At 64.2% G+C, this 25374-nt stretch carries 23 protein-coding genes; 12 read left to right on the top strand and 11 right to left on the bottom strand.

What is annotated here, in order from left to right; translation table 11 throughout:
• Position 1: 1 nt before the first annotated feature.
• Both cobO and X726_RS151010 read left to right on the top strand, forming a co-directional pair.
• Positions 2-616, top strand: coding sequence for a cob(I)yrinic acid a,c-diamide adenosyltransferase (gene cobO / locus X726_RS151005; RefSeq protein WP_023670781.1), 615 nt, complete (start codon positions 2-4; stop codon positions 614-616).
• 24 nt (positions 617-640) lie between these two features.
• A complete protein-coding gene (locus X726_RS151010; protein WP_023670780.1) occupies positions 641-955 on the top strand; it encodes a hypothetical protein in 315 nt (104 codons plus the stop codon).
• Between the two features lie 14 nt (positions 956-969).
• On the opposite strand, the gene cbiB is transcribed toward X726_RS151010, so the two are convergent.
• Positions 970-1959 (bottom strand): adenosylcobinamide-phosphate synthase CbiB, encoded by a 990-nt coding sequence (gene cbiB / locus X726_RS151015; protein ID WP_023670779.1) that lies wholly within the window; start codon positions 1957-1959, stop codon positions 970-972.
• Between cbiB and cobD the strand changes: the two genes are divergently transcribed.
• The gene (gene cobD, locus X726_RS151020; RefSeq protein ID WP_023670778.1) at positions 1958-3013 is read left to right on the top strand and encodes a threonine-phosphate decarboxylase CobD; all 1056 of its coding nucleotides are present in this window, start codon (positions 1958-1960) and stop codon (positions 3011-3013) included. The two genes, cbiB and cobD, sit on opposite strands and share 2 nt — an antisense overlap.
• Positions 3010-3519 carry a tyrosine phosphatase family protein gene (locus X726_RS151025; RefSeq protein ID WP_023670777.1) on the top strand — a complete coding sequence of 170 codons (510 nt, stop codon included), beginning with the start codon at positions 3010-3012 and terminating at the stop codon, positions 3517-3519. Before cobD ends, X726_RS151025 begins: the two co-directional genes overlap by 4 nt.
• Before the next feature lie 9 nt (positions 3520-3528).
• On the opposite strand, the gene X726_RS151030 is transcribed toward X726_RS151025, so the two are convergent.
• Both X726_RS151030 and X726_RS151035 read right to left on the bottom strand, forming a co-directional pair.
• On the bottom strand, positions 3529-4332 hold the full coding sequence (locus X726_RS151030; RefSeq protein ID WP_023670776.1) for a creatininase family protein: 804 nt from the start codon (positions 4330-4332) through the stop codon (positions 3529-3531).
• Between the two features lie 53 nt (positions 4333-4385).
• The gene (locus X726_RS151035) at positions 4386-4769 is read right to left on the bottom strand and encodes a RidA family protein (RefSeq protein ID WP_023670775.1); all 384 of its coding nucleotides are present in this window, start codon (positions 4767-4769) and stop codon (positions 4386-4388) included.
• A gap of 255 nt (positions 4770-5024) precedes the next feature.
• Here X726_RS151035 and X726_RS151040 point away from each other — a divergent pair, with 255 nt between their 5' ends.
• From X726_RS151040 to X726_RS151070, 7 genes are all read left to right on the top strand, one after another.
• Positions 5025-6029, top strand: coding sequence for an ABC transporter substrate-binding protein (locus tag X726_RS151040; protein WP_023670774.1), 1005 nt, complete (start codon positions 5025-5027; stop codon positions 6027-6029).
• A gap of 2 nt (positions 6030-6031) precedes the next feature.
• Complete coding sequence (locus X726_RS151045) at positions 6032-6856, top strand: ABC transporter ATP-binding protein (protein ID WP_023670773.1); 825 nt, start codon at positions 6032-6034, stop codon at positions 6854-6856.
• Positions 6843-7694, top strand: a complete 852-nt coding sequence (locus tag X726_RS151050) for an ABC transporter permease (protein ID WP_023670772.1) — start codon at positions 6843-6845, stop codon at positions 7692-7694. Before X726_RS151045 ends, X726_RS151050 begins: the two co-directional genes overlap by 14 nt.
• Positions 7695-7888: 194 nt before the next feature.
• Positions 7889-9190, top strand: coding sequence for a cytosine deaminase (locus tag X726_RS151055; RefSeq protein ID WP_023670771.1), 1302 nt, complete (start codon positions 7889-7891; stop codon positions 9188-9190).
• On the top strand, positions 9190-10593 hold the full coding sequence (locus X726_RS151060; RefSeq protein WP_031215058.1) for an FAD-binding oxidoreductase: 1404 nt from the start codon (positions 9190-9192) through the stop codon (positions 10591-10593). The genes X726_RS151055 and X726_RS151060 overlap by 1 nt, the downstream gene beginning before the upstream one ends.
• 286 nt (positions 10594-10879) lie before the next feature.
• Entirely contained in the window at positions 10880-11461 is a 582-nt protein-coding gene (locus tag X726_RS151065; protein ID WP_023670769.1) for an NAD(P)H-dependent oxidoreductase, read from the top strand.
• On the top strand, positions 11461-12042 hold the full coding sequence (locus tag X726_RS151070) for an NAD(P)H-dependent oxidoreductase (RefSeq protein ID WP_023670768.1): 582 nt from the start codon (positions 11461-11463) through the stop codon (positions 12040-12042). The genes X726_RS151065 and X726_RS151070 overlap by 1 nt, the downstream gene beginning before the upstream one ends.
• A 170-nt stretch (positions 12043-12212) precedes the next feature.
• Here X726_RS151070 and X726_RS151075 read toward each other — a convergent pair whose 3' ends face one another.
• The 5 genes from X726_RS151075 to X726_RS151095 form a co-directional block, all read right to left on the bottom strand.
• Complete coding sequence (locus X726_RS151075) at positions 12213-14660, bottom strand: FAD-dependent oxidoreductase (RefSeq protein WP_023670767.1); 2448 nt, start codon at positions 14658-14660, stop codon at positions 12213-12215.
• On the bottom strand, positions 14657-15838 hold the full coding sequence (locus X726_RS151080) for a pyridoxal phosphate-dependent aminotransferase (protein ID WP_023670766.1): 1182 nt from the start codon (positions 15836-15838) through the stop codon (positions 14657-14659). The genes X726_RS151075 and X726_RS151080 overlap by 4 nt, the downstream gene beginning before the upstream one ends.
• Positions 15838-16737 (bottom strand): homocysteine S-methyltransferase family protein, encoded by a 900-nt coding sequence (locus X726_RS151085; RefSeq protein WP_023670765.1) that lies wholly within the window; start codon positions 16735-16737, stop codon positions 15838-15840. The genes X726_RS151080 and X726_RS151085 overlap by 1 nt, the downstream gene beginning before the upstream one ends.
• Positions 16734-19187, bottom strand: coding sequence for an FAD-dependent oxidoreductase (locus X726_RS151090; protein WP_023670764.1), 2454 nt, complete (start codon positions 19185-19187; stop codon positions 16734-16736). Before X726_RS151090 ends, X726_RS151085 begins: the two co-directional genes overlap by 4 nt.
• A 96-nt stretch (positions 19188-19283) precedes the next feature.
• Positions 19284-19826 carry an XRE family transcriptional regulator gene (locus X726_RS151095; protein ID WP_023670763.1) on the bottom strand — a complete coding sequence of 181 codons (543 nt, stop codon included), beginning with the start codon at positions 19824-19826 and terminating at the stop codon, positions 19284-19286.
• 282 nt (positions 19827-20108) lie between these two features.
• On the opposite strand from X726_RS151095, the gene X726_RS151100 reads away from it, so the two are divergent.
• Positions 20109-20813 carry a nitroreductase gene (locus X726_RS151100; protein ID WP_023670762.1) on the top strand — a complete coding sequence of 235 codons (705 nt, stop codon included), beginning with the start codon at positions 20109-20111 and terminating at the stop codon, positions 20811-20813.
• Between the two features lie 18 nt (positions 20814-20831).
• On the opposite strand, the gene X726_RS151105 is transcribed toward X726_RS151100, so the two are convergent.
• From X726_RS151105 to X726_RS151110, 3 genes are all read right to left on the bottom strand, one after another.
• Positions 20832-22274 (bottom strand): MFS transporter, encoded by a 1443-nt coding sequence (locus tag X726_RS151105; RefSeq protein WP_023670761.1) that lies wholly within the window; start codon positions 22272-22274, stop codon positions 20832-20834.
• 153 nt (positions 22275-22427) lie between these two features.
• Positions 22428-23045, bottom strand: coding sequence for a sarcosine oxidase subunit gamma (locus tag X726_RS0135485; RefSeq protein ID WP_050588551.1), 618 nt, complete (start codon positions 23043-23045; stop codon positions 22428-22430).
• Positions 23038-25374 (bottom strand): glycine cleavage T C-terminal barrel domain-containing protein (locus X726_RS151110; RefSeq protein WP_023670759.1); only part of this gene is annotated, 2337 nt, incomplete at its 5' end. The genes X726_RS151110 and X726_RS0135485, both read right to left, overlap by 8 nt.

Genomic DNA, 25374 nt, shown 5'->3' with positions numbered 1-25374 from the left:
GATGACCGATATCGACACAAAAGACGAAGAGCGCCATCGCGCCAAGATGGCCAAGCGCAAGGCGGTGCAGGACGCCGAGGTCGCGGAAAAGACGGTCGAGAAGGGGCTGCTGATCGTCAACACCGGACCCGGCAAGGGCAAGACCACGGCTGCCTTCGGGCTGGCGCTGCGCATGCTCGGCTATGGCAAGCGCGTCGGAATCGTCCAGTTCATCAAGGGCAAATGGCACACCGGCGAGAAGGATGCCTTCGCGGCGTTTGGCGACCGCGTCGTCTGGCACACGATGGGCGAGGGTTTCACCTGGGAGACGCAGGATCTGAAGCGCGACATTGCGGCGGCCGAAGCCGCCTGGGCCAAGGCGCTGGAACTGATCGCCGACCCCTCTGTCAGCCTTGTCGTCCTCGATGAGCTCAACATTGCGCTGCGCTACGACTATCTCGATCTCGACAAGGTGGTCGCGGCGCTGAAGGCGCGGCGCGAAGGCCTGCATGTCGTCGTCACCGGCCGCAATGCCAAGCCGGCGCTGGTCGAGGCGGCCGACCTCGTCACCGAGATGGGCGTGACCAAACACCATTTTTCCGCAGGCGTTAAGGCGCAGCAGGGAATCGAGTTTTGAGGGTCTAACTTCGGGAGATGACCGTTGGAACAAGCGGTAATTGTCTATCTTCTTCTGAGCGGCGGTCAGTTCGGGGCGCCGGAAGAGCGGCAATCGGTCCAAGTTCTGGAGGATCGGTTGGAACAAGCTGTTTCGAATGCGCATGTCGGCGAATTTGATGGCGACGAGTTTGGCGAGGGCAAATGCACCCTCTATCTGTACGGGCCAGACGCCGAGAAGCTTTTCCTTGTGATTGAGCCTGTGCTGAAATCCTCGGCAGTGGCCGCCGGCGGTTACGCGATCAAAAGATTTGGCGCGGCGGTGGATTCAAACGCCAAGGAAGTCCGTGTCTCTTGGTGAGTCAGGCGGCGCATCTACTGCGAGATCAAAACATCCAGGTAGATGACGACCGCGGAGAGCAATCCAAACAGCGCGATCAGCAGATAGTCTGCTATCTGGTAAAGTTTCAGCGCCCGCCGGATGTCGGTGCTGTCGGCCTCGCGGCGGCCGCCTTCGCCCATATAGGCGTCCTCGACGATGACGCCGCCATAGCTGCGCGGGCCGGCGAGCGCCAGGCCGAGTGCGCCGGCCATTGCCGCTTCCGGCCAGCCGGCATTGGGCGAGCGGTGCTTTTTGGCGTCGCGCCGCACTGCTTGCCAGGCGTTGCGGGGATCGGCGCCGTCAACGAGAAAGGCGGCGGCAACGATCAGCAACGCGGTCAGCCGGGACGCCGGCAGGTTGATCCAGTCGTCGAAGAGTGCTGCCGCGCGGCCGAAGGCCTCGTGGTGCGGGGTGCGGTGGCCGATCATCGAATCGGCGGTGTTGGCGGCCTTGTAGGCCACGCCGCCGGCCAGACCGCAGACACCTGTCCAGAAGGCGGGCGCAACGATGCCGTCGGAGAAATTCTCGGCCAGGCTTTCGATGGCGGCGCGGCTGACGCCGGCATGGTCGAGCTTCTCTGGATCGCGACCGACGATGCGCGCAACCGCAATGCGGCCGAGCGCCAGCCCGCCGGTATCCAGCGAATCGGCCACCGCCTCGACATGTTCGGTAAGGCTCTTTTGCGACAGCAGCGACGAGGCCAGGATTGCCGTGATGATCATGCCGGCAGGAAAGACCTGCCAGAGCAGGATTTGCACGATGAAGGCGATTGCCGCCGGCACCAGCACGATCACCAGCAGCGCCTGCACGCCGCGGCGGCGACGCAGCGCGTCGGAATCAGTGTCGCGGTTGAGCCTGAGGTCGAGAAAGGCTATCAGCCTGCCGAACCAGGTGACGGGATGGCCGACGGCACGGAACAGCCAGTCCGGGTAACCCAGGATGCGTTCGATGGCCAGCGACAGGAAAGCGATCAGGATCGACATGAAGCTTTCTGATGGAGCGATTACTGTGGTGGATCACGGTGGATCCCTTGGCCGGGCGAAGGCGCTCTTCCCTCACGCGCCACAACCTTTCGTCGATCTCTCGACAGGTATCAATCCGCACTCCTACCCGCTTTTCGAGCTGCCCGCCACCGCCCTGTCACGATTGCCGGAGGCCGCGCGCCTGCGTGAGCTGGCCAGGGTCGCGGCCGGCGCCTATGGCGCGCCTTCGGCCGAGAATGTGGCGGTCGCCCCGGGCACGCAGATCCTGCTGCCGCGCGTCGCCTCGCTGGTCAGCCCCGGCAAGGCGCTGGTGCTCGGGCCGACCTATGCCGAGCATGCCAGGGCCGCCGCGATTGCCGGCCATGCGGTGGCGGAGGTCGACGATTTCGAGGCGCTTGCCGGAGCCGAAATTGCCATCGTCGTCAATCCCAACAATCCCGACGGGCGAGTCGTGTCGCGGGAAAGGCTGCTTCGGCTTGCCAAGACATTGCGCGCCATAGGCGGTCTGCTGGTCGTCGACGAAGCCTTCATGGATGTCGGCCCGCACGCGGAAAGCCTGGCCGGCGATGTCGGGCGGGGCGGCATCGTCGTGCTGCGCTCGTTTGGCAAGTTCTTCGGTCTCGCCGGCCTGCGGCTCGGCTTCGCACTTTCCGATGCAGCGACGGTCGAAAGGCTTGAAACGCAATTCGGCCCTTGGGCGGTCGCCGGTCCAGCGCTCGAATACGGCATCCGCGCGCTTGCCGACAGCGGCTGGCAGGCCGACATGCGGCGGCGGCTGGCGCAGGATGCGGCGCGGCTCGATGCGCTGCTTTCGCGCTTTGGCGTTGCTGTCGCCGGCGGCACGACCCTGTTTCGCTATCTCCGGCTTGCCGATGCACCGGGGCTGTTTTCGACGCTCGGCGAGCGCGGCATATTGCTCAGGCATTTTTTCGAGCGTCCCCAGGTGCTCCGCGCGGGGCTGCCTGGACGTCAGGAGGAATGGCAGCGGCTCGAATCGGCGCTTGCCGACTGGCGCGCACGGCGCGACGATGGGTCGAAGGAGATCGCGCCATGATCCATATCTGTTCGCTGGCAAAGCTTGAGGAGACGGTGGCCAAAAGCGGCGCCGAGCGCGTGCTGTCGCTGCTCGCTGCCGGCACCGAGGTGACGCGGCCGGCCTCGATATCGAGGGAGAACCACCTGCATCTGGTCATGCACGACATCGCGGTGGCGCAGGACGGCATGACCATGCCCGGCGAAGACCATGTGCGCAGTCTGCTCGATTTTGCCCGGAAATGGGACCGCGCCAAACCCATGGTCGTCCATTGCTATGCCGGCATCAGCCGCTCGACCGCCTCGGCCTATATCATTGCGGCGGCGCTCGCCCCGAAGCGCGACGAAGTCGAACTTGCGCAGACATTGCGGAAGCTTTCGCCCTCGGCGACACCCAATCCACGGTTGATCGCCGTCGCGGATGCTCTGCTCTCACGACAAGGCCGCATGATCGAAGCGATCGAGGCGATCGGACGCGGCGCCGATGCTTTTGAGGGTACGCCTTTCGTGTTGAAGATCGACGGCTAAGGCGGCCCGCTATGCCAGCCAGTCGGCAAGCTTCGCCTTGCGCACATCCTTCAACAGGGTGATGAAGCCGTCGGCCTGATGCTCCGCCGTCAGTCGGCCTTTCTCGGCCGTGGCAATGCTGGCATCGCCGACCACGCCGTTGGGGTTGAGATCCCCAGCGATCCAGGCGAAAGCGTGCGTTCCGGTGTGGCGCAGCAGCGCAAATTCGGTTTCGGCGCGGGCGACCTTGGAGGCGAAATTGTCGGCCTTGGCCATGTCGACTAACTCCGGGCGAAAATGCAGCATCAACGAGGTCTCGACGTCGCCGCCATGGATGCCATGGCGGTCTTCCAGCTCGGTGTACATGCCGGCGGGGCGGCCGAAGCGCTGCCAGCTGGTCTTCACCGCCAGCATCCTCTCACGCACGCGCAGCTCGCGCGTGACGATGCCCATGATCTCTTCATTGCCGCCATGCGAGTTGACGACGATCAGTTTCCTTACGCCTGCGCGGGCAACGGACAGGCCAAGCTCGGTCCAGGCATCGACCAGGGTGGCCGCCGGCAGGGTGAGCGTGCCCGGCGCCTGCAGATGCTCGTTCGACTTGCCGACCGTTTGGACCGGCAGGATGCGGATGTCGAGATCGCCGGGCAGGCGGGCGATGACCGTCTCCAGCATGCCGTTCATGATCGAGGTATCGGTTGATACAGGCAGATGCGGGCCGTGCTGCTCGATCGCCGCCACCGGCAGCACGGCAATCGTCGCCTCCGGATCGATCGCGGCGTATTCGGTGGTCCGGTAGTCGCCCCACCAAACGCGTCTGTTTGCAACGGTCATGTCATGCCTCTTGACTGTGAGGGAGACCTAGCGCGCCAAACGTCGCCTGTCGATCACCCAGCCGCAATCGCCTCGACCTCGACCTTGAACTCCGGCCGCGCAAAGCCTGACACGATCATCAGCGTCGAGGCGGGCGCGGGGCTGGCAAACAAGCGGTCGCGGACGTCCATATAGGGCCGCAGAAAGGCGCGGTCGGTGACGTAGGCGTTTATGCGCACGATGTCGCCTAGCCCCAGCCCGGCTTCAGCCAGAATCGCCGCTATGTTTTGAAAGCAGAGCTCGGCCTGCGCGCCGGCATCCTCGGGGATCTGGTCGTCCGCCGTGATCGCGACCTGGCCGGAGCACAGAACCAGCCGCTTGCCTGGCGGCACCTCGACGCCGTGGCTGTAGCGGGCGAAAGGCGGCTTGATCGACTTCGGCGCGAGGTATCTGAACATGGCAATCTCCTGTCTGCGAGACCAGCCTAAGACGTGACCGATAGTACGTTCAAGATGTGGTGCATGGCACAAGGGCGATTGTGGACAGGCGTCCAAAAAATAGGCACGATGCCTCCCGCACAGCATGACCCGTCCGGTGTTGGCAGTGACTGCCGCGCAAGCAGGCGGCCCGGGCGGTGGCATGTGTCTTGCTTCTTGGATCAATGGTGTCGAGCCCGGCGCGTGACGCTCCGGAGCCAACAAAGGGTGGTGTCGATGTACGGAAAACAGAAGATTTCAGCGCTTGCGGTCGCGCTGCTTGGAGCCGGCACGTTCGGCGCGGCAGCAAACGAGAAGGTCACCTTCGGCACCAACTGGCTGGCCGAGCCCGAGCATGGCGGCTACTACCAGGCCGTCGCCGACGGCACCTACGCTGCATGTGGCCTCGACGTGACGATTTCGCAGGGAGGTCCGCAGGTCAGCGGGCGGCCGCTGCTGCTGGCCGGCAAGCTCGATTTCTACATGGGCGGCAATCTGCTGTCGGCTTTCGACGCCGTCCAGCAGGGCATCCCGATGCGCGTCGTCGCCGCCGATTTCCAGAAGGACCCTCAAGTCATCATGTCCCACCCGGGGCAGGGGCTGGACAAGTGGGAGGATTTGAAGAACGCCGACCAGTACATTCTCGGCGACGAGGGCGTCCAGACCTTCTTCCAGTGGATGGTCATCGAACTCGGTTTCGATGCCGCCAAGCGCGTGCCCTACACCTACAACACCGCTCCATTCCTGGCCAACAAGAAGTCGATCCAGCAGGGTTACGTCACCTCGGAACCTTTTGCGGTCAAGAAGGAAGGCGGCTTCGTGCCCAACCAGTTCCTGCTCGCCGACTATGGCTGGGACACCTATTCGACGACGATCGAGGTGATGCAGGACACGATCGACAAGCGGCCGGAGGTGGTCCAGTGCTTCGTCGATGGCTCGGCCAAGGGCTGGTACAACTACCTCTACGGCGACAACAAGGCCGCCAACGAGATGATCAAGAAAGACAATCCCGACATGAGCGACGAGCAGATTGCCTTCTCGATCGAGCAGATGAAGAAGTTCGGCCTGGCCGATTCCGGCGACACCGAAAAGCTCGGCATCGGCGCCATGAACGAAGACCGGATCAAGAGCTTTTATGACAAGATGGTCAAGGCCAAGGTCACGCCCGAGGGCATCGATATCAAGAAGGCCTATACGCTGGCCTTCATCAACAAAGGTGTCGGAATCGAGCTGAAGAAGTAATCGTGAAGCTGGAAAAGATGGCGCAGGCGCCCATGACGGCATCGGGTGAAGGCCCGATGCTGCTGACGCTGCGCCATGTCGGCAAGGTGTTTTCCAATGGCGTGACTGCATTGAGCGACGTCGATCTCGCCATCCGCGAGGGCGATTTTGTCAGCCTGCTCGGGCCGTCCGGCTGCGGCAAGTCGACGGCGTTGAGGCTGATCGCGGGCCTGTCGACGCCGACATCCGGTCAACTCGACTGGGGCGGTTCGATCGACCGCGCCAATATCGGCTTCGTCTTCCAGGAACCGACGCTGCTGCCTTGGGCCGATGTCTTCGACAATGTCTGGCTGCCGCTCAGGCTGAAAGGCGTGTCGCGTGCCAAGGCGGCGCCGGTGGTGATGGAGATGCTGGAGCGGGTGCACCTGACCGGTTTCGAAAACGCCGTGCCGCGCGAACTTTCCGGCGGCATGAAGATGCGCGTCTCGATCGCACGCGCGATGGTGACGAAGCCGCGCATTCTGTTGATGGACGAGCCGTTCGCCGCCCTCGACGAGATCACCCGCTTCAAGCTCAACAACGACCTTCTGGAGCTGTGGCAGGAAGAGCGCTTCACCGTCGTCTTCGTCACCCACAGCGTCTTCGAAAGCGTGTTCCTGTCCAACCGCGTCGTCGTCATGGCGGCGCGGCCGGGCCGCGTCCATGCCGAGTTGGCAATCGATGCCGCCTATCCACGCGACGAGGTGTTTCGCACCTCGCCCGACTATGCCGCGCTCTGCCGCCAGGCCTCGGACATCCTGGTCAACGCCATCAACACATCAGCCGGACCGCACCATGACGGCCATTGACCAGAATGCCGCAACGCTCGACGCGGAGGAGGCCGGCCGCGTACGTCAGGAGCGGCTGGAGCGGATCGGCCGGTGGGTCTTGCCGCTGGCGATCATGATCCTGGCGATCTGGCTGTGGGACCGCATCTGCGTGTGGAACGCGATCCCGCAATATATTCTGCCGCGCCCCGGCGTGGTGCTGTGGACGCTCTATAGCGATGCCGGGCTCCTGTTCTCCGCGCTGCTGGTCACGTTGCGCATAACCTTTCTCAGCCTGCTGCTCGCGGTCGTCGGCGGCGTCGGACTGGCGGTGCTGTTTGCGCAATCAAAATGGGTGGAGATGTCGTTCTTTCCCTTCGCCATCGTGCTGCAGGTAACGCCGATCGTGGCGGTCTTCCCGCTCATCAACATCTATGTGGACAACCAGACGGTGAAGCTTTTGCTTTGCGCCTGGATCGTCGCGTTCTTCCCGATCCTGTCCAACACCACGCTCGGCCTCAATTCGGTCGACCGCAATCTGCGCGACATGTTCAAGCTCAACGGCGCGACGCGCTGGCAGCAATTGCGCTATCTCAGACTGCCGGCGGCCATGCCGTATTTTCTAGGAGGCTTGAAGATCGCCGGCGGCCTGTCGCTGATCGGCGCCGTGGTGGCCGAGTTCGTCGCCGGCGCGCAGGGACAATCCTCAGGGCTCGCCTCGCGCATCATCGAGGCCGGCTACCGCCTCAACGCGCCAAGGCTTTTCGCGGCGCTGATCCTGATCTCGCTCACCGGCATATTGATCTTCCTGGTGCTGTCGCTGGTGTCGCATCTCATCCTGCGCCGCTGGCACGAGAGCGCGCTGAAGCAGGAGCGGTAGGGTGACGAGGTGAGCGAGACGTTGGCGCGAAGCACCCCCCTCTGGCCTGCCGGCCATCTCCCCCTCAAGAGTGGAGATTGGACGTCATCCGGGATTTCGCCAATTATCGACGTTGGAAGACGGGTGCTGCCGGCAAAGCTGCCAATCTCCCCCCTTGAGGGGGAGATGCCCGGCAGGGCAGAGGGGGGCGGTCCTTGATACCGACCTCTGGCTCGTACCATCTCACCAACGTCCGCCTCCACCGGTCGCTGACATCAGGTCTTGCCACCACTTACGATACTGACGGCTTCGCGCTGGCCGACATCGCCGTCGCCGACGGTAAGCTCTCCAGCATCGCCGCGCACAAGAAATCAAAAGCGCCAGCCACCGCCATCGACCTTGCCGGCCGCATCATCCTGCCGTGCTTCGTCGATTGCCACACCCACATCGACAAGGGCCATATCTGGCCGCGCAAACCCAATCCCGACGGCAGTTTCATCGGCGCGCTCAACGCCACCGGCGCCGACCGTGCAGCGCGCTGGAGCGCCGAGGACGTGGCGCGGCGCATGGATTTCTCTTTGTGCTCGGCCTACGCGCACGGCACCAGGGCCTTGCGCACTCATCTCGACAGCGTGCCGCCGCAGGAGGAGATCTCCTGGCCGGTGTTCGAGGCGATGCGAGAGAAATGGCGCGGCCGCATCGAGCTGCAGGCGGCCTGCCTGCTCGGCATCGAAGGCGTGCGCGACAGAAAGTGGTTCGAGAGGCTGGCCAAGCGTGTGGCTGCGGCCAAGGGCGTGCTCGGCGTCGTCACCTATATGGTGCCGGATCTCGAAGAGCTTCTCGACAAGGTGTTCGCCGAGGCGAACAAGCACGGGCTCGATCTCGATTTCCACGCCGACGAGACCGACGATATCGCGGCGATCTCGCTGAAGAAGATTGCCGAGGCCGCACTCTGGAACGGTTTTGAGGGCAACATACTGGTGGGACATTGCTGCTCGCTGGCGCGCCAGCCGGACCTCGACGTGCTCGACACGCTGGACAAGGTCGCCAAGGCCAAACTTGCCGTGGTGTCGCTGCCGATGTGCAATCTCTATCTGCAGGACCGGCGCGCCGACCAGACCACGCCACGCTGGCGCGGCGTGACCTTGCTGCACGAGATGAAGGCGAGGGGCATTGCGGTCGCGGTCGCCTCCGACAACACCCGCGATCCTTTCTATGCCTATGGCGATCTCGACATGCTGGAGGTCTACCGCATGGCGACGCGCATCCTGCATTTCGACCATCCGGTCGGCGACTGGCCGCAGACGGTGGCGGCGACGCCGGCCAAGGTGATGCGGCTCGACGGTGTCGGGACACTGGCAGCCGGTGGCAGCGCCGATTTCATCGTCTTCAAAGGGCGGAACTGGACGGAATTGCTGTCGCGGCCCGAATCGGATCGCATCGTCGTGCGCAACGGCCGAGCGATCGACAGGCAATTGCCCGACTATGCCGAGCTCGACGAACTGATGGTGGAATGATGGATGTTTCGGCGCTCAAACGCGATCTCGACGGGATAAAGCTCGACGACAATCCGGCCATCGTCCAGCAGAAGAGCCGCGACTTCTACTGGTACAGCCCGGTGCTGAAGCAGCAGCTCGACCACGTCACCGGCGACCTGATCGTGACGCCCAGGAACGAGGCCGAACTGATCCGCGTGCTTGCCGCTTGCCACCGTCATGGCGTTCCGGTGACGCCGCGCGGCAGCGGCACCGGCAATTACGGCCAGGCGATGCCGCTGTCGGGCGGCGTGGTTTTGAACCTCGCCGAGATGAACGAGATCAAGGCCATAGCGCCGGGCCGCGTCGTCACCGGGCCGGGCGCGATCCTCGCCGACATCGACAGAGCGACGCGCGCGCATTCCGGGCAGGAACTGCGGCTGTCGCCGTCGACCTACAACACCGCCTCGATCGGCGGCTTCATCGCCGGCGGCTCGGGCGGCGTTGGCTCGATCAATTTCGGCGGTCTGCGTGATTTCGGCAATGTGCTGCGCCTGCGCGTCGTCACTATGGAGGCGGAGCCGAAGGCGCTCGAACTCGCCGGCGAGGACCTGCACAAGGTCACCCACGCCTATGGCACCAACGGCATCATCACCGAGGTCGAGATGCCGCTGACTGCAGCCTATGAATGGATCGACGTGATCGTCGGCTTCGACGCTTTCATGCCGGCAGCCCGCTACGGCAACGCGCTGGCACGCCAGGACGGCATCCTGACCAAGCTGATCACGCCGATCGCCGCGCCCGTGCCGCAGCTCTATTTCAAGCGCCACCAGAAGTTCTTCCGGGACGGGCAAAGCATCTGCGTCGTCATGGTTGCCCGGCATGGGCTAGACGCGTTCCTCGCCTTCACCCGCCGTACCGGCGGCGAAGTCATCTTCAATGCGGCGACGGCCACGGACGAAGAGAAAAAGGGCCTGCCGCCGGGCTTCGAACTGGCGTGGAACCACACCACGCTCAGGGCACTGCGGGTCGATCCCGCGATCACCTATCTGCAATCGCTCTATCCGTTTCCCAACCAGCTGGCGCTGGTGGAGAAGATGGACGCGATGTTTCCGAACGAGGTCTTTTCGCATCTCGAATTCGTGCGCCTCGACGGCAACATCACCTGTTTTGGCCTGCCGCTGGTGAAATTCACCACCGAGGCGCGGCTCAACGAAATCATCCGGCTGCATGAGGAGAACGGCTGCCCGATCTTCAACCCGCACCGCTACACGCTGGAAGAGGGCGGCATGAAGCAGACGGATGAAATCCAGCTCGCCTTCAAGCGCGAGACCGATCCGCAAGGCCTGCTCAATCCCGGCAAGATGATCGCCTGGGAAAATCCGGATTACGACTATCGCTCGGGCCGGACTTTTTTGTTCAAGGGTTTGCAGAAAGCAGAATGAGCAGAGGTTTGAGCTTGAGCACCCCCCTCTGTCCTGCCGGCACAGGCCCTACGCTGCCGCTTCGGGCGTTCGTCGTTTGGAAAGCCAAGCAATTGGCTTCCCATCGGCTTCGCCGACCACTTCTCACCCCCCGCAAGGGGGGAGATTGGCAGCCTGAACGCCGCGGCCAATCTGACACGCTGACAATTAGTGAAAGCGATGCGGCAGTCCGATCTCCCCCCTTGCGGGGGAGATGCCCGGCAGGGCAGAGGGGGGTGCCTCGCGCCCACCTCGCAAGTATTTCCCCATGAAAGTCCTCGTCCTCTACGCACACCCGGTGGAGACCAGCTTCAATGCAGGTCTGCACCGCACGATCGTCGAGCGGCTGACGGCCGCCGGCCATGAGGTCGACGATTGCGATCTCTATGCCGAGGATTTCGACCCCCGGCTGACGCGCGGGGAGAGGCTGGATTATCATAACCAACGCAGCCCTGCGGACCTGGCCGCGCCCTATGTCGAGCGGCTGCTCAAGGCCGAGGCGCTGGTGCTGTCATATCCCGTCTGGAACTACGGCTTCCCGGCCATCCTGAAAGGCTTTTTCGACCGCGTGTTTCTGCCCGGCGTGTCGTTCAAATTGGTCGACGGCAAGGCGCAGCCTTCGCTCCACAACATCCGCAAGCTGACCGCCGTCACCACCTATGGCGGCAGCCGGTTCCGCGCCATGCTGATGGGCGATCCGCCGCGCAAATTGGTCAAGCGGATGCTGCGCGCGACGATCAGGCCCGGCGCCTCGGTGTCCTACCTCGCTCATTATTCGATGAACCTGTCGACCGACGAGACGCGGGCAGCCTTCATGGCCAAGGTCGCGGCCGGGATGGATGAATTCTGATGCGCGTGCTGGTGGTCTATTGCCATCCGGTGCCCGAAAGCTTTTGCGCCGCCATCAGAGATGCCGCCGTCGATGTGCTGAAGGCACGCGGCTGGGAGGTGAGGCTGCTCGACCTCTATGCCGAAAAATTCGACCCGGTGATGGGTAGCGAGGAGCGGCGCGCCTACAATGAGCGGGCGCCGGAGGATCCGGCCCTAAAACCGCATTTCGAGCATCTCGCCTGGGCTGAGGCGATCCTGTTCATCTATCCGACCTGGTGGTACGGGCTGCCGGCCATGCTGAAGGGCTGGCTCGACCGGGTCTGGGCGACCGATGTCGCCTTCAAGCTGGGCAAGGGGCGTATCACGTCGCTGATGACGCATGTCACCAAGGTTGGCGTCATCACCACCTGCGGCGCGCCGACCTGGTGGAGCGTCGTCGTCGGCCAGCCCGGCCGCAAGACCTTGCTGCGCGGTATGCGCGCGCTGTGCGCCCGCCGCTGCCGGACGTTTTTCCTGGCGCACTACCTGATGGACGCCTCGACGCCAAGGACGAGGGCGGCGTTTCTGGTGAAGGTGCGGGCGAAGCTGGAGCGGTTTTGAGCTTCTTCACCCTCCCCCTTGTGGGGAGGGTAGCGCAGCAAATGCCGCAAGGCGGCTTTTGCGAAGCGGGGTGGGGGGTCTCGTAGGGCGCACCCCCCACCCCGTCTCGCAATCGCCGCTTCGCTCCGACTGCGAGCCGACCTTCCCCACAAGGGGAGGGTAAAAAGGTGCTACATCCTCGTCCGTTCCGCCTTGGAATCGTACATCGGCTTCAGCGATGCTTCCGCCGCAAAACGCTCGCCGGCGATCTCGATCTCGTAGGACGAGGCCAGCACATCCGCCTCGCTCTCGCCCTGGCAGGGCACATAGCCCAGTCCGATCGCGCCGCCGAGATGGTGGCCGTAATTCCCCGATGTGATCGGGCCGACGATCTTGCCGTCGCGCAGGATCGCCTCGTTGTGGAAGAGCAGGGGTTCAGGGTCTTTCAAACGGAACTGCACCAGCCGGCGCGACAGGCCGGCTTCTTTTTTCTTCAGCACCGCATCGCGGCCGATGAACTCGCCCTTGGCGGTTTTGACCGCAAAGCCGAGGCCGGCCTCCAGCACATTGTCCTCGTCGGTGATGTCGTGGCCGAAATGCCGAAACGCCTTTTCGATGCGGCAGGAATCCAGCGTATGCAGGCCGCAAAGTTTCAGGCCGACATCGCCGCCGGCCTCGTCGATCGCCTCGAAGACATGAGCCGCCTGGTCGGTCGAGACATAAAGTTCCCAGCCGAGTTCGCCGACATAGGTGACGCGGTGGGCACGGGCGAGGCCCATGCCGATCTCGATCTCCTGGAAGGTGCCGAACGGATTGTTCTCATTAGAAAAATCATTAGGGCTGACCTTCTGCATCAGTTTTCGCGCATCCGGACCCATCAGGCAGAGCACCGCCTCAGCTGCTGTGACATCCGTGATGACGACGAATTCGTCGCCGACATGCCGGCGCAGCCAGGCGAGATCGCGCTGCAGCGTCGCGCCCGGCACGACGAGGAAGTAGGCGGTCTCAGATAGCCGCGACACCGTCAGGTCGCTTTCGATACCGCCGCGCTGGTTGAGCATCTGGGTGTAGACGATCTTGCCCGGCGCCACGTCCATATCGTTGGCGCACAGCCTTTGCAGGAGGGCACAGGCGTCGCGGCCTTCGACACGGATCTTGCCGAACGAGGTCATGTCGAACAGGCCGACCTTGTTGCGGACCGCCAGGTGCTCCTCGCGCTGGTTGTCGAACCAGTTCTGCCGCTTCCAGGAATAGCGGTATTCGCGCTCCTGTCCCTCGCGGGCGAACCAGTTTGCGCGCTCCCAGCCGGCGACTTCGCCGAACACGGCGCCGCGCGCCTTCAGATGCTCGTGCAAAGGCGAGCGCCTGACATTCCTGGACGTTGCCATCTGCCGGTAGGGGAAGTGATCCGCATAGAGCAGGCCGAGTGTTTCGGAGACACGCTCCTTGAGATACCTACGGTTCTTCTGGAATGGCTGGGCGCGGCGGATGTCGACTTCCCAGAGGTCGAAGGGCGCTTCGCCATCGTTGATCCATTGCGCCAGTGCCATGCCGGCGCCGCCGGACGAGACGATGCCGATGGAATTGTAGCCGGTCGCCATCCAGTAGCCACGGAGTTCCGGGGCCTCGCCGAGATAATAGCGGTCGTCGGGGGTAAAGCTTTCGGGGCCGTTGAAGAAGGTGTGAATGCCGGCGGTTGCCAGCATCGGCATGCGGTTGACGCCCATTTCGAGGATCGGCTCGAAATGCTCCATGTCCTCCGGCAACTGGTCGAAGCAGAAATCCTCGCGGATGCCGTCCATGCCCCAGGGCTTGGCCACAGGCTCGAAAGCGCCGAGCATCATCTTGCCGGCATCTTCCTTGTAGTAGGCGCATTCATCGGGAACGCGCAGCACCGGTAGACGACCGAGCCCGGGGATCGGCTCGGTGACGAGATAAAAATGTTCGCAGGCATGCAGCGGGATGGTGACGCCGTTCTGGGCGCCGAGCTCGCGCGCCCACATGCCGGCGCAGTTGACGACGATGTCGGCCTCGATCGTTCCCTGATCCTCGCCTTGCGCCCACGACACACCGGTGACGCGACCGGCCTTGGTATGGACCTTGGTGACCTTCACATTCTCGACGATGGCGGCGCCGCGCTGGCGGGCGCCCTTGGCCAGCGCCATGGCGATGTTGGACGGATCGCACTGGCCGTCGAGCGGCAGATGCACGGCGCCGACCACATCGGACACGTTGAGATGCGGGTACATCTCCTTGACTTCACCAGGCGAAATCTCGCGCACATCGACATCGAAGGCGCGGGCGAGCGAGGCCTGCCGATAAATCTCGTGCTTGCGCTCCTCGGTCAGCGCCACGGTGATCGAGCCGACCTGGCGCATGCCGGTGCCGACTTCGGTTTCGGCCTGCAGCTTGACGTAGAGGTCGGCCGAATATTTCGCCAGCCGCGTCATGTTCTGCGAGCCGCGCAGCTGGCCGATCAGGCCGGCGGCGTGCCAGGTCGTGCCCGAGGTCAGCTGCTTGCGTTCCAGCAGCACGATGTCGGTCCAGCCGAGCTTGGCCAGGTGGTAGGCGACCGAACAGCCGGAGACACCGCCGCCGATAATAACCGCGCGGGCCTTGGTGGGAATGCTTCTGGTCATGCGGCCTCGCGGCGATAGCCGGATGCGAAGCGGCGCAGGCGTTTTGCGGCTTCCTGAAGCACCGGTTCCGGTTGGCAGAGGCTGATGCGGATGTGGCCGGCAGCGGCCTTGCCGAAGCTGGAACCCGGCATGACGCCGACACTCTCCTGGTCGAGAAAGGCCCAGGCGAATTTCTCGTCGTCGGGCTCGACTGCGGAGATGTCGAGCATGACATACATGCCGCCCTCGGAGCCGTGCACGCTGATATTGTTCATGCCGCGCACGGCGTCGAGCAGGACGGTGCGGCGCGCCGCATAGCGTTCGGCGATCTCCCTGACGCCAAAGCGGTTCTCCAGCGCCTCGGCGCAGGCGATCGAGATGAAGGCCGGCAGGCCGTAGGTCGTCACCAGATTGAGATTGGTCAACAGCGTGATCATCTGCGCTGGGCCGGTCAGCCAGCCCATGCGCCAGCCGGTCATGCCATGGCTCTTGGACATCGAATTGATGACCAGCGTGCGCTCCGCCATGCCGGGCAGGCCGCGCGGCGAGATGTGCTCGCCGCCGCCGAGCGTCCAGTAGACCTCGTCCGACAGCAGCCAGAGATCGTGCTCGCGGCAGATCTCGGCCAGCTCTTCCAGACGCTCACGCGAATAGACGGCGCCGGTCGGGTTGTTCGGCGTGTTGATCAAAATGGCGCGCGTGTTGGGCTTGAGCGCCGCGCGGATCATCTCGGCGTGCGGCTGGAAACCGTCTCCGGCCGGCGTCTCGACGACGGTGAAGCTGGCGCCGGCGGCGCTGAAGGTGTTGGGATAAGTCGCGTAGTAGGGCGCCACCACGATAGCGTGGTCGCCCTGGTCGAGAACGGCCTGCACCGCCGCGTAAAGGGCGGCCTGACCGCCCGGCGTGGCGATCACCTGGTCGGGGCTCGTCTCGACCCCGGTGCAGGCGGTCGAGGCCGCCGCCATCGCCCTGCGCAGGCGCGGAACGCCGGGAAGCGGGGTGTAGTGGTGGTTGCTGCCGCGAACCGCCGTCACGCAGGCTTCGATGGTCTGGCTCGGCGTATCGAAATCATGGTCGCCGACCGACAGCATGATGATGTCCTGGCCCGCCTCCTTGCGGGCCCATGCCTCGGTGTGGACCTCCCAGCCATCCTTGCCCGAAGGCACGATGCCGGAAATGCGCGATGATGGTCTGGGCATCAGGATACTCCCGAGATTTCGTGGCCGGCCTGTTCGAGCCGGTCGCGCAAGGCGGCGATGTGGGCAGGGCCGACTTCGCAGCAGCCGCCGACGATGGTGGCGCCAGCGGCGACCCAGCCGAGCGCCTGGTCGGCATAGGCATCCGGATCAAGGTCGTGGCGTGCGTGCAGCACTTCCACCGTTCCACCATGCTTGAGCGCTTCGACAGAGGTGAAGCCATTGGCATAGGCGCCGACCGGGCCGCCGAGAGCAATCAATTCGGGCAGTGCCGCGGCGATCGCTTCTGGCCGGCAGCAATTGACCAGGCGCGCTGCAACCGTCAGGCCGTCGAGGGCGTCCGCCGCTGCCGCTATTGTTTCGCCGCTGCGCAGCCGCGGCGCGCCGTGATCGGCGAGCGTCCAAGACACCCAGACAGGTTTGCCGCTTTCCGACGCAGCGGTAACGGCCGCACGGCCTTCCTCGGCTGAGGCCATGGTCTCGCACAGGAACAGGTCGACGCCGTCGGTCTGCTCGGCGACGATGCGGCGATAGATGTCCAGCGTCTCCTCGAACGATATGGTCAGCGCCGGCGCATAGCTGCCGAACAGCGGTGACAGGCAGCCGGCGATCGCTGCATCGCCTGCCTCCTCGCGTGCCTGTCTTGCCAATTCGATGCCGCGCTTCTGCAAGGGCCTGAAGAGGTCTTCTGCTCCTTCCCGCGCGAGCCGCTCCGGCGTCGCCGAATAGGTGTTGATGGTGATGACGCGAGCGCCGGCCCGGATGAATTCGGCATGCAGGCCACGCACCAGATCCGGCTCGTCGATCAGCACCCTGGCCGACCAGAGCGGCGTCGGCTCGGAGCTGCTGCGGCGGACCAGTTCCTGGCCCATGCCGCCATCGGTGAGAATGACTTTCTTCATGCTCTCAATCTTTCGTTTTTCGGATCCCACAGCGGCTCGTCTTTCTGCACGACCGCCCGAAAGCGATCGCCGAAGATTTCGATCTCGATCGCGGTATCGGGTTCAGCCAGGTCGGCGCGCAGCATGCCGAGCGCGATCGATTTGTCGATGCGATGCCCCCAGCCGCCGGACGTCGTCTCGCCGACGATCTTGCCGTCATGCCAGAGCGTCGACACCGACGGCGCGTCGCAATCGCCGGGGTTTTCGACCACCAGCGTGACGAAGCGCTTCTTTACGCCTTGCTGCTTTTCGTTCTGCAGGGCTGCCTTGCCGCGGAAGTCGGGCTTGTCCCATTTTACGAAGCGCTCGAGCCCGCCCTGCAGGACCGTATAGTCGGTCGACAGGTCGCCCTTCCAGGTCCGGTAGCCCTTTTCGAGGCGCAGCGAATCCAGCGCATACATGCCGAACGGTTTCAGACCGTGTTTTTGTCCCGCCGTCCAGACGGCGTCGAAGATGGCGGCGGTGTCTCCCACCTTGGTGTGGATTTCCCAGCCGAGTTCGCCGGCGAAGGATACCCGCACCAGCTTCGCCCAGCGGCCGGCGATGGTGGTTTCCTGATGCATCAGCCAGGGCAGCGAGAGATCCGCGCCACAGACCTCGGCCAGGATCTTGCGCGAACTGGGGCCGGCGAGGATTTGCGTCGAATAGTCTTCGGTCCTGTCGGTGAGGGTGAAAGCCGCGTCCTTCGGCAGGCGCGACTTCAGCCATTCGAAATCGTGCCACTGCGCTACCGCCGCGGTGATCAGCGTCATCTGCTCTTCGCCATGGCGCACCACCGACATCTCGGTGACGATGCGGCCCTTGTCGTCGGCGAAATAGGCGAGGCCGATTCGGCCGGGCTTGGGCACCAGACCGGTGACCTGCAGTGCCAGCCATTCGGCTGCGCCAGGACCTTCGAGGTTGAAGCGCGAGAAGCCGGGCAGGTCGAGAATGCAGGCGGCGTCGCGCACCGCCAAGCATTCTTCGCGCACGCGGTGCTGCCACGGCCCGTCGCGGCGGAAGGTGAGTGTTGCTTCTTCCGACGTGTCGTCACCGGGTTGCGCATACCAGGTGGCACGCTCCCAGCCATTATAGGCGTCGAACTGGGCGCCGAGCGCCTTGATGCGATCGTGGATCGGCGACAGCTTGCGGTCGCGCCCAGCCGGCCAGGCATGGCGCGGGAACTGGATGGCGTATTCGTTGCCGTAGATCTCCATGCCCTTGGCGACGCTATAGTCGGGGGCGGCCGCAAAGCTGGTGAAACGGCGCGGATCGCAAGACCACATGTCCCATTCGGTCTGGCCCTGCGTAACCCATTCGGCCAGCACCTTGCCGGCGCCGCCGCCCTGGGCGATGCCGAAGGTGAAGACACAGGCCTCGAACGCGTTGGGAACGCCGGGCATCGGACCGATCAGCGGATTGCCGTCCGGCGCGTAAGGGATCGGCCCGTTGATCACCTTGGACAGGCCGGCAGTGCCCAGGATCGGCACGCGGGCGACGGCATCGGCAAGGTAGTGCTCGAGACGGTCGAGATCGTCGGGGAATAGCTGGAAGGAAAAATCCTCCGGCATCGGGTCGTTGTGGGTCGCCCAATGCGCGCGGCAATTGCGCTCATAGGGGCCGAGATTCATGCCGTTCTTTTCCTGGCGCAGATAGTAGGAGGTGTCGACGTCGCGCAGCAGCGGCAGTTTCTTGCCCTGCTCCTTCGACCAGGCCACCAGTTCGGGGATTTCCTCGAACAAGATGTACTGATGGCTCATCACCATCATCGGGACGTCGCGGCCGAACATTTTGCCGACTTCCGCGGCTCGGTAGCCGGCGGCGTTGACGACGATCTCGCAACGGATCTCGCCTTGCGGCGTCTCGACAACCCATTCGTCGTTCTCGCGGCGCACGCCCGTGGTTGGGCAGAAGCGGATGATCTTTGCCCCCATGTCGCGCGCACCCTTGGCAAGTGCCTGCGTCAGCTGCGCGGGGTCGATGTCGCCGTCGTTCGGATCGTAGAGCGCGCCTTTCAATTCATGCGTCTCGATGAAGGGATAGCGGCGCTTGATCTCGTCGGGGCCGACGATGTCGATGTCCATGCCCTGGTAGCGGCCCATGCCCTTGGCGCGCTGGAACTCCTGCATGCGCTCCTTCGTGTGGGCGAGGCGGAGCGAGCCGGTAACGTGGTAGTTCATGGGATAGTCGACGGCATCAGCCAAGCCGCGATAGAGCTCGGTCGAATAGCGCTGCATGTTCATCAGCGACCAGGACGACGAGAAGGTCGGCACATTGCCGGCGGCATGCCAGGTCGAGCCCGATGTCAGCTCGTTCTTTTCAAGCAGCACGCAATCGGTCCAGCCCGCCTTGCAAAGGTGGTAGAGCGAGGAGGTGCCGACGACACCGCCTCCGATGATCACCACGCGTGCCGTGGTCGGCAAACCGGCCATATTCTTCTCCCAAACCTGAAGCGCGCTGCGCTTCTATTTTTTGCTTGATGCATGTCGTTGTCCCAAAACCGCTGCACACTTTTGGGCGACATGCATTCAATAAACAGGCGGCGAAACCACCCAGATGATTACGGCCGGCTCGCTGCCGGGATTGCGCCAGCGATATGGCTTGCGCTCGAAGCGGAAGGAATCGCCTTCGACAAGACGGTGCCAGACGCCCGCGATCTCGATCTCGAAAACGCCAGAGGCGATGTAGCCGGCTTCCTCGGTCGGCCGCAGCTGCTCGCTCTTCATCTCGGCGCCCGGCGCAAAGATCGAACGCACCATCTCGAAACTACCGCCGAGATCGGGCGACAGAAGCTCCTCCACCAGGCCGGATTCGCTTGTGCCAAGCGTGCGCCGGCTGCCGGCGCGCACGACAAAACCGCGCTCCTTTTCGATCGGCACGTCGTGGCTGAAGAACAGGCTGAGCGGCACGCCGAACAAATCGGCGAAAGCCCTGAGGTCGCCAAGCGAAGGGATAGACAGGCCGCGCTCGACCTGGCTGACCCAGCCGACGGAGCGACCAAGCTTCAGCGCGATCTCAGCCAGCGTCAGCCCGCGCGCCTTGCGCAGCGCACGGATGTCGCTCGCCAGCAGGCGCTCGTCAGGTCCCTGCAATGTTTTGGGGATAGCTGGGGGCAAAACGCTCACTTGATGAAAAACTGGAAATGAATTTCATGAGAGCTCACGTCCGTGAAAAAATCAAGCGAATTTTCATGTACACACAAGATTTGCTTGCGCGATTTTGGCGGTTCATGCAAAGGCTCTGGCACGAGCGGCGGGTGTGGGAATGCGGGTCGGCGACCAAGGATTGAAATCTGCGCAAGGTCTTTTCCGATAGCCGGTTCGGCTTTCGAAGTGTGCGCAAAGGGACGGCCCATGCTGGAAAAAAACGGCCTGGCAGCGCATAACGCGGCTGTTGTCGACGAGGCGATCATCTCGCGCCGTTCGGTGCGCGCCTTCCTGCCCGACATGGTCGATGACGAGACGATCCGAGCCATTCTTGGCGTCGCCGCGCGCGCGCCTTCGGGCACCAATATGCAGCCCTGGCGGGTCTATGTCGTCAAGGGCGAGGTCAAGCAGCAGATCACCGATGCCATCCTGAATTCCGGTATCCGGGCCGAAAAGGCCGATTGGGACGAGTATCGCTATTACCCCACCCAGTTCTTCGAGCCGTATCTCACCCGCCGCCGCGCCAACGGTTTCGGGCTCTATGGGGCACTCGGCATCGGCCGCCGCGAGGTCGACAAGATGCGCGCCCAGCACGACCGCAACTTCGTCTTCTTCGACGCGCCGGTCGGCATGATCTTCACCATCGACCGGCGGCTGAACCAGGGCTCGTGGATCGACTACGGAATGTTCCTGCAGAACATCATGGTGGCGGCGCGAGGCAGGGGCCTGCACACCTGCCCGCAGGCCGCCTTCGCGCCCTATCACCGGCAGATCCGGCCGGTGCTCAACATCCCCGACGAGGAGATCGTCGTCTGCGGCATGGCGCTCGGCCTCGAGGATACGTCGAAACCCGAAAACGACTTCCGCACCGACCGCGTGCCGCTGGAAGAGTGGGTGACGTTCAGCGGCTAGGCCTCGGCTACCGGGGCCTTATTCCACGTTCATCTGCGCGCCATGGCCGCTGACATGGGCGCCGTCCTGCGGTGTCAGTCTGAGATAGGCGATCAGCGCGCACAAAGTGATGACGCCCTCGACCACGAACAGGATGCGGAAATCGTTGGTCACCGCCGGCCTGCCGCCAGCCAGGAACGACAACAGCGCCGCCGCCAGGCCGACGCTGATCGCCACCCCCAACTGCCACAGTATGTAGTAGAGCGCGCTGAAGCGGGCGAGCTGGTCGGGCGCGATGTCGGAATAGGCGAGATTGCCGGTCGAAGCCCATTGCGCCGAGCGCAGGACACCGAAGGCGAAGATATAGGCAAGCACGATCCAGACGGGCGTTGTTGCCTCTATCAAGGCGAAGCCCGCAACCATGGCGGCAACGATCGGCGTGTTGACAACCAGCACACGGCGAAAGCCGAAGCGGTTGAGCAGGCGCGGCATGAACACACGCATGATCAGCGAGCCGATTGCGGCAACGAAAGTCAGCGATCCCGCCTGCACCGCGCTCATGCCAAAGCCGAGCTGGAACATCAGCGGCAGCAGGAAGACGACCGAGCTGAGGCCGATCGTGTCCAGTCCGCCGCCTGTGAGGAAGGAGATGCGAAAGGTGCGGATGCGCAGGAGTTTCAGGTCAAGCAAGGGGTTGCGGGCGCGCAGGCAGTGGAAGGAGGCAAGCGTCAGGATGACGATCGCCAGCGTCAGCTCGGCCGCGATCATGCTGCCGGCGGCGTCTTTCGCCGCAAGCGAATCCATGCCGAAGACCAGCAGGACCATGCCGCTGCCGACCAGCAGGAAGCCCGGGAAATCGAACGGCGTGCGCACCGGTTTGGTAACAGTCGGAAAGAGCGAGGCGGCAAGAACGGCCGCCGCCAGCGCGAACGGCACGTTGATGAAGAAGATCCAGCGCCAGGAGATATAAGTCGTCAGGGCGCCGCCGACCAGCGGGCCGACCAGCGGTCCGGACTGGCCGGCCAGCGAAATATACATGTTGATCTTCAGCGTGCGGCTGCGCGGGAAGGTCGACAGGATGACGACCTGGCCGAGCGTCCCCATCAAGGCGCCGCCGAAGCCTTGCAGCGCGCGGGCGCCGACCAGCGTCCAGATGTCGTTGGACAGGCCGCACAGCGCCGATGACGCGGCGAACACCAGCAAGGCGAAGCAGTAGACATTGCGCAGGCCGAAGCGGTCGGCGGCCCAGCCGCCGAGCGGCATCGAGATGATCAGGCTGGCGACATAGACGGTGATCAACAGGCCGAGCTGGCTCGGCGGCCGGCCGAGGCTGTCGCTGATGCCGGGCAGGGCGGTGACCACGACATTCTGGTCGAGGCTGGTCATGAACACGCCGCAGGCGACCGTGAGCGGCAGCAGGAGCAAGGCTCTGGCCGACACATCGGCGCAATCCGTGGCGCCGGCGGATAGTTCTGCGGTCATGGGGATGTTCGAACCAAACGACGATGCCGACTCTGAGACGGGATCTTTTTAATCCCCTGGGCCGGTTGGGCCACGTTCCCCACCATGGGCTTCCATTGGAGCATTCTCTAGCGGCAGAACCGGCTGGCCTTGAGGCCAGAACGGCTTTTGGCCCTACTGAACCTCGTAGCCGACCTCCTCGCTGGCATGGCAGAGCGCCTTCCAGAACGATCGGGCGAAGGAGCGGAAGACATAGATGTCGAACTGGTCGGCGCCGGTGCGCTGGATCTGCGCAAAGACGTCGTGATGGGTGGTCGAACGGCCGGAGCCTGTGGGGAAGGCGGGCAGGGCGAAGTCGATGGCGAAGAATTTCGCCAGCACCCATTCGGCCTTAGGGCCGGCGATGCGGATAGCGGTGCGGCCATGCGACAGGTCGGTGATCGTGCCGATTGCCGGGGTTACGTCCCCAGCAAAACTCGCCGCCAGGCCCTCGGCCTCGTCGACGACTGTGAATTTTCCAGGCGCGAAACCGAACACGGCCTTGCCGTCCTTGGCGAGACCGCCGCCGGCGCCATCGGGCAAATCGAGGCCGGTGACCTTGCCGATCACGTCGATCAGTTGCTTTTCCGCGCCCGGCCACGCGGCCAGCTGCAGGATCGAGCCCGGCCGGGTCTCGGTCAGGATGACATCGACGCCATGCTCGAAATTGCCGTGCGAACCCGGATGGGACACCGGCTCGAGCGGCGAGAGGCGCTCGGGTGATTGGCGTTCGGGTGATTGGCGCTCAGCCATGCATGCGGCTCCCGTCCGGGTCGTAGAAATGGTTGGAGACGATCTCGACCGGCCCGAACCGCTTGCGCAGCGGATCGGAGACGAATGCCCGGGTGCCATGGCGCGCCTTGCCGCCCTCGACCAAAGCCAGCGCGATGTGCTTGCCCAGCGCCGGCGAGTAGCAGCAGGCGGTGATATGGCCGATGGAGTCGTGCGGATTGGCTTCGTCCAGTTCCTCGACGAGGTGGGCTCCGCCATTGAACGGCCGATTGTCGAGCGAGACTAGGCCGACCAGCTGCAGCCGCTCGGGCGCGATCAGGCCTTCGCGGTCCATCATCGCCGAGCCGATGAACGGCTTCTTCTTCGACAGCATCCAGTCGAGATGCAGGTCGCGCGCCGTAGTGCGCCCGTCGATCTCCGCGCCGGTGACATGGCCCTTTTCGATGCGCATCGTGCCCAACGCCTCCAGCCCGTAGGTGACCAGGCCGAACGGCTTGCCGGCTTCGATAAGGGCTTCCCAGACATGGGTGCCGTAGCCGGCGCCGCAATAGACCTCGAAGGCCATTTCTCCGGAGAAGGACAGCCGGCAAATCATCACCGGCACGCCTGATATCTCGCCGCGCACGATGCCCATGAACGGCAGGGCTGTGTTGTCGACCGCGGTGCCGGTGACACAGGCGGCGAGGATGGCCCGCGCCTTCGGCCCGCCGATGGCCGCGCCCGCCCATTCGTCGGTTACCGAGGTGACGTGCACTTTGAGCTCCGGCCAGATGACGTCGAGGAAATATTCCAGATGCTGCATCACCTTGCCGGCGTTGGCCGTGGTGGTCGTCATCAGGAAATCCTGTTCGCCGAGCCGCCATGTGGTGCCGTCGTCGAAGGCCAGCCCGTCCTCGCGCAGCATCAGGCCGTAGCGGGCCTTGCCGACGGGGAGGGTGGAAAACATGTTGGTGTAGACCCGGTCGAGGAATTCGCCCGCATCCGGCCCCTGAACGGCGATCTTGCCCAGCGTCGAGACGTCGACGATGCCGGCGCTTTCGCGCGTCGCCCTGGCTTCACGGACATAGGCCTGCTCGACCGTCTCGCCGGCAAGGCCGTAGATCATTGGTCGATACCAGAGGCCAGCGGAATACATCGTTGCGCCATTGGCGAGGTGCCAGTCATGCATGGGCGTCAGGCGCTCGGGTTTCAGATCGCCGAAGCGTTCGGCGGCAAGCGAGCCGATCGACACCGCGGAATAGGGCGGGCGGAAGCGCGTCGTTCCGACTTCGGGGATCGGTTTGCCCAACGCCTCGGCCATGATGGCGAGGCCCGGAACGTTGGAGTTCTTGCCCTGGTCGGTCGCCATGCCGAGCGTGGTGTAGCGCTTCAGATGCTCGACGGAGACAAAACCTTCGCGATGCGCCAGCCGCACGTCTTCGGCAGTCACGTCATGCTGGAAGTCGACGAAGCTTTTTCCCTTGGCTTTGATCTCGAACACCGGCGCCGGATCGGGGTTTCCCGGGGCTGCTTCGACATCCGGCAAAGCTGCCGGCGCAGCCGCTCCGCCCGCGGCGGACAGGCCGGCTGCACGGCCCTCAGTGATGGCTTCGACGGTCGAAAAGCTGCCGTTGAAAGCGCCGGCGCCAATCCATTGCCGAGTCGGTTTCGGCGGCAGGAAGGCCTGGCGGGCAGGGTTCCATTCGGCTCTGGCACCGGCCTGGCTGGCGAGATGGATGGTCGGCGACCAGCCACCCGACATCAGCAGGCAATCGGCGTGGATGCTGCGGGCGTCACCGCTGAGCGCGCCCGAGGTCATGTCGAAGCGCTGCACCTTGAGGCCGGAGAGCGCCTTGCCGCCTTCGGTGGCGACCACGGCATGGCCGGAGAGGATTTCGGCTTCGGCCTCGGTGGCGAGGCTGCGCATTTCGGCCGAAAGCTCGGGGCGCACATCGACGATGGCGACAATAGCCGCCCCGGCCTTCCTCAGCGCCAGCGCCGAGCGATAGGCGCTGTCATTGTTGGTGAACAGCGCGATCCTGTCGCCGGGCAGCACGCCATAATCGTTAGCATAGCGCTCGGCGGCATGCGCCAGCATGACGCCCGGCCGGTCATTGCCGGGGAACACAAGCGGCCGCTCGAAAGAGCCGGTGGCCAGCACCACCGTCTTGGCGCGGATCGCCCAGTAGCGATGGCGCGGCTCGCCCTTGCCGGGCGTTTCCTTGTGGTCGGTGACGCGCTCGAGCGCGGCTAGCGTGTTGCCGTCGTAATAGCCCCACACCGTGGTGCGCGGCAGCAGGCGGACCGTGTCATGGCCTTCGAGCTGGCTGACGGCGCGCGCCGCCCAGTCGGCGGCCGGCGCGCCGTCGAT

This window comes from Mesorhizobium sp. LSJC285A00, from assembly GCF_000503155.1.
Taxonomy (GTDB): Bacteria; Pseudomonadota; Alphaproteobacteria; order Rhizobiales; family Rhizobiaceae; genus Mesorhizobium.
This window is presented reverse-complemented; position numbering and strand designations above follow the sequence as displayed.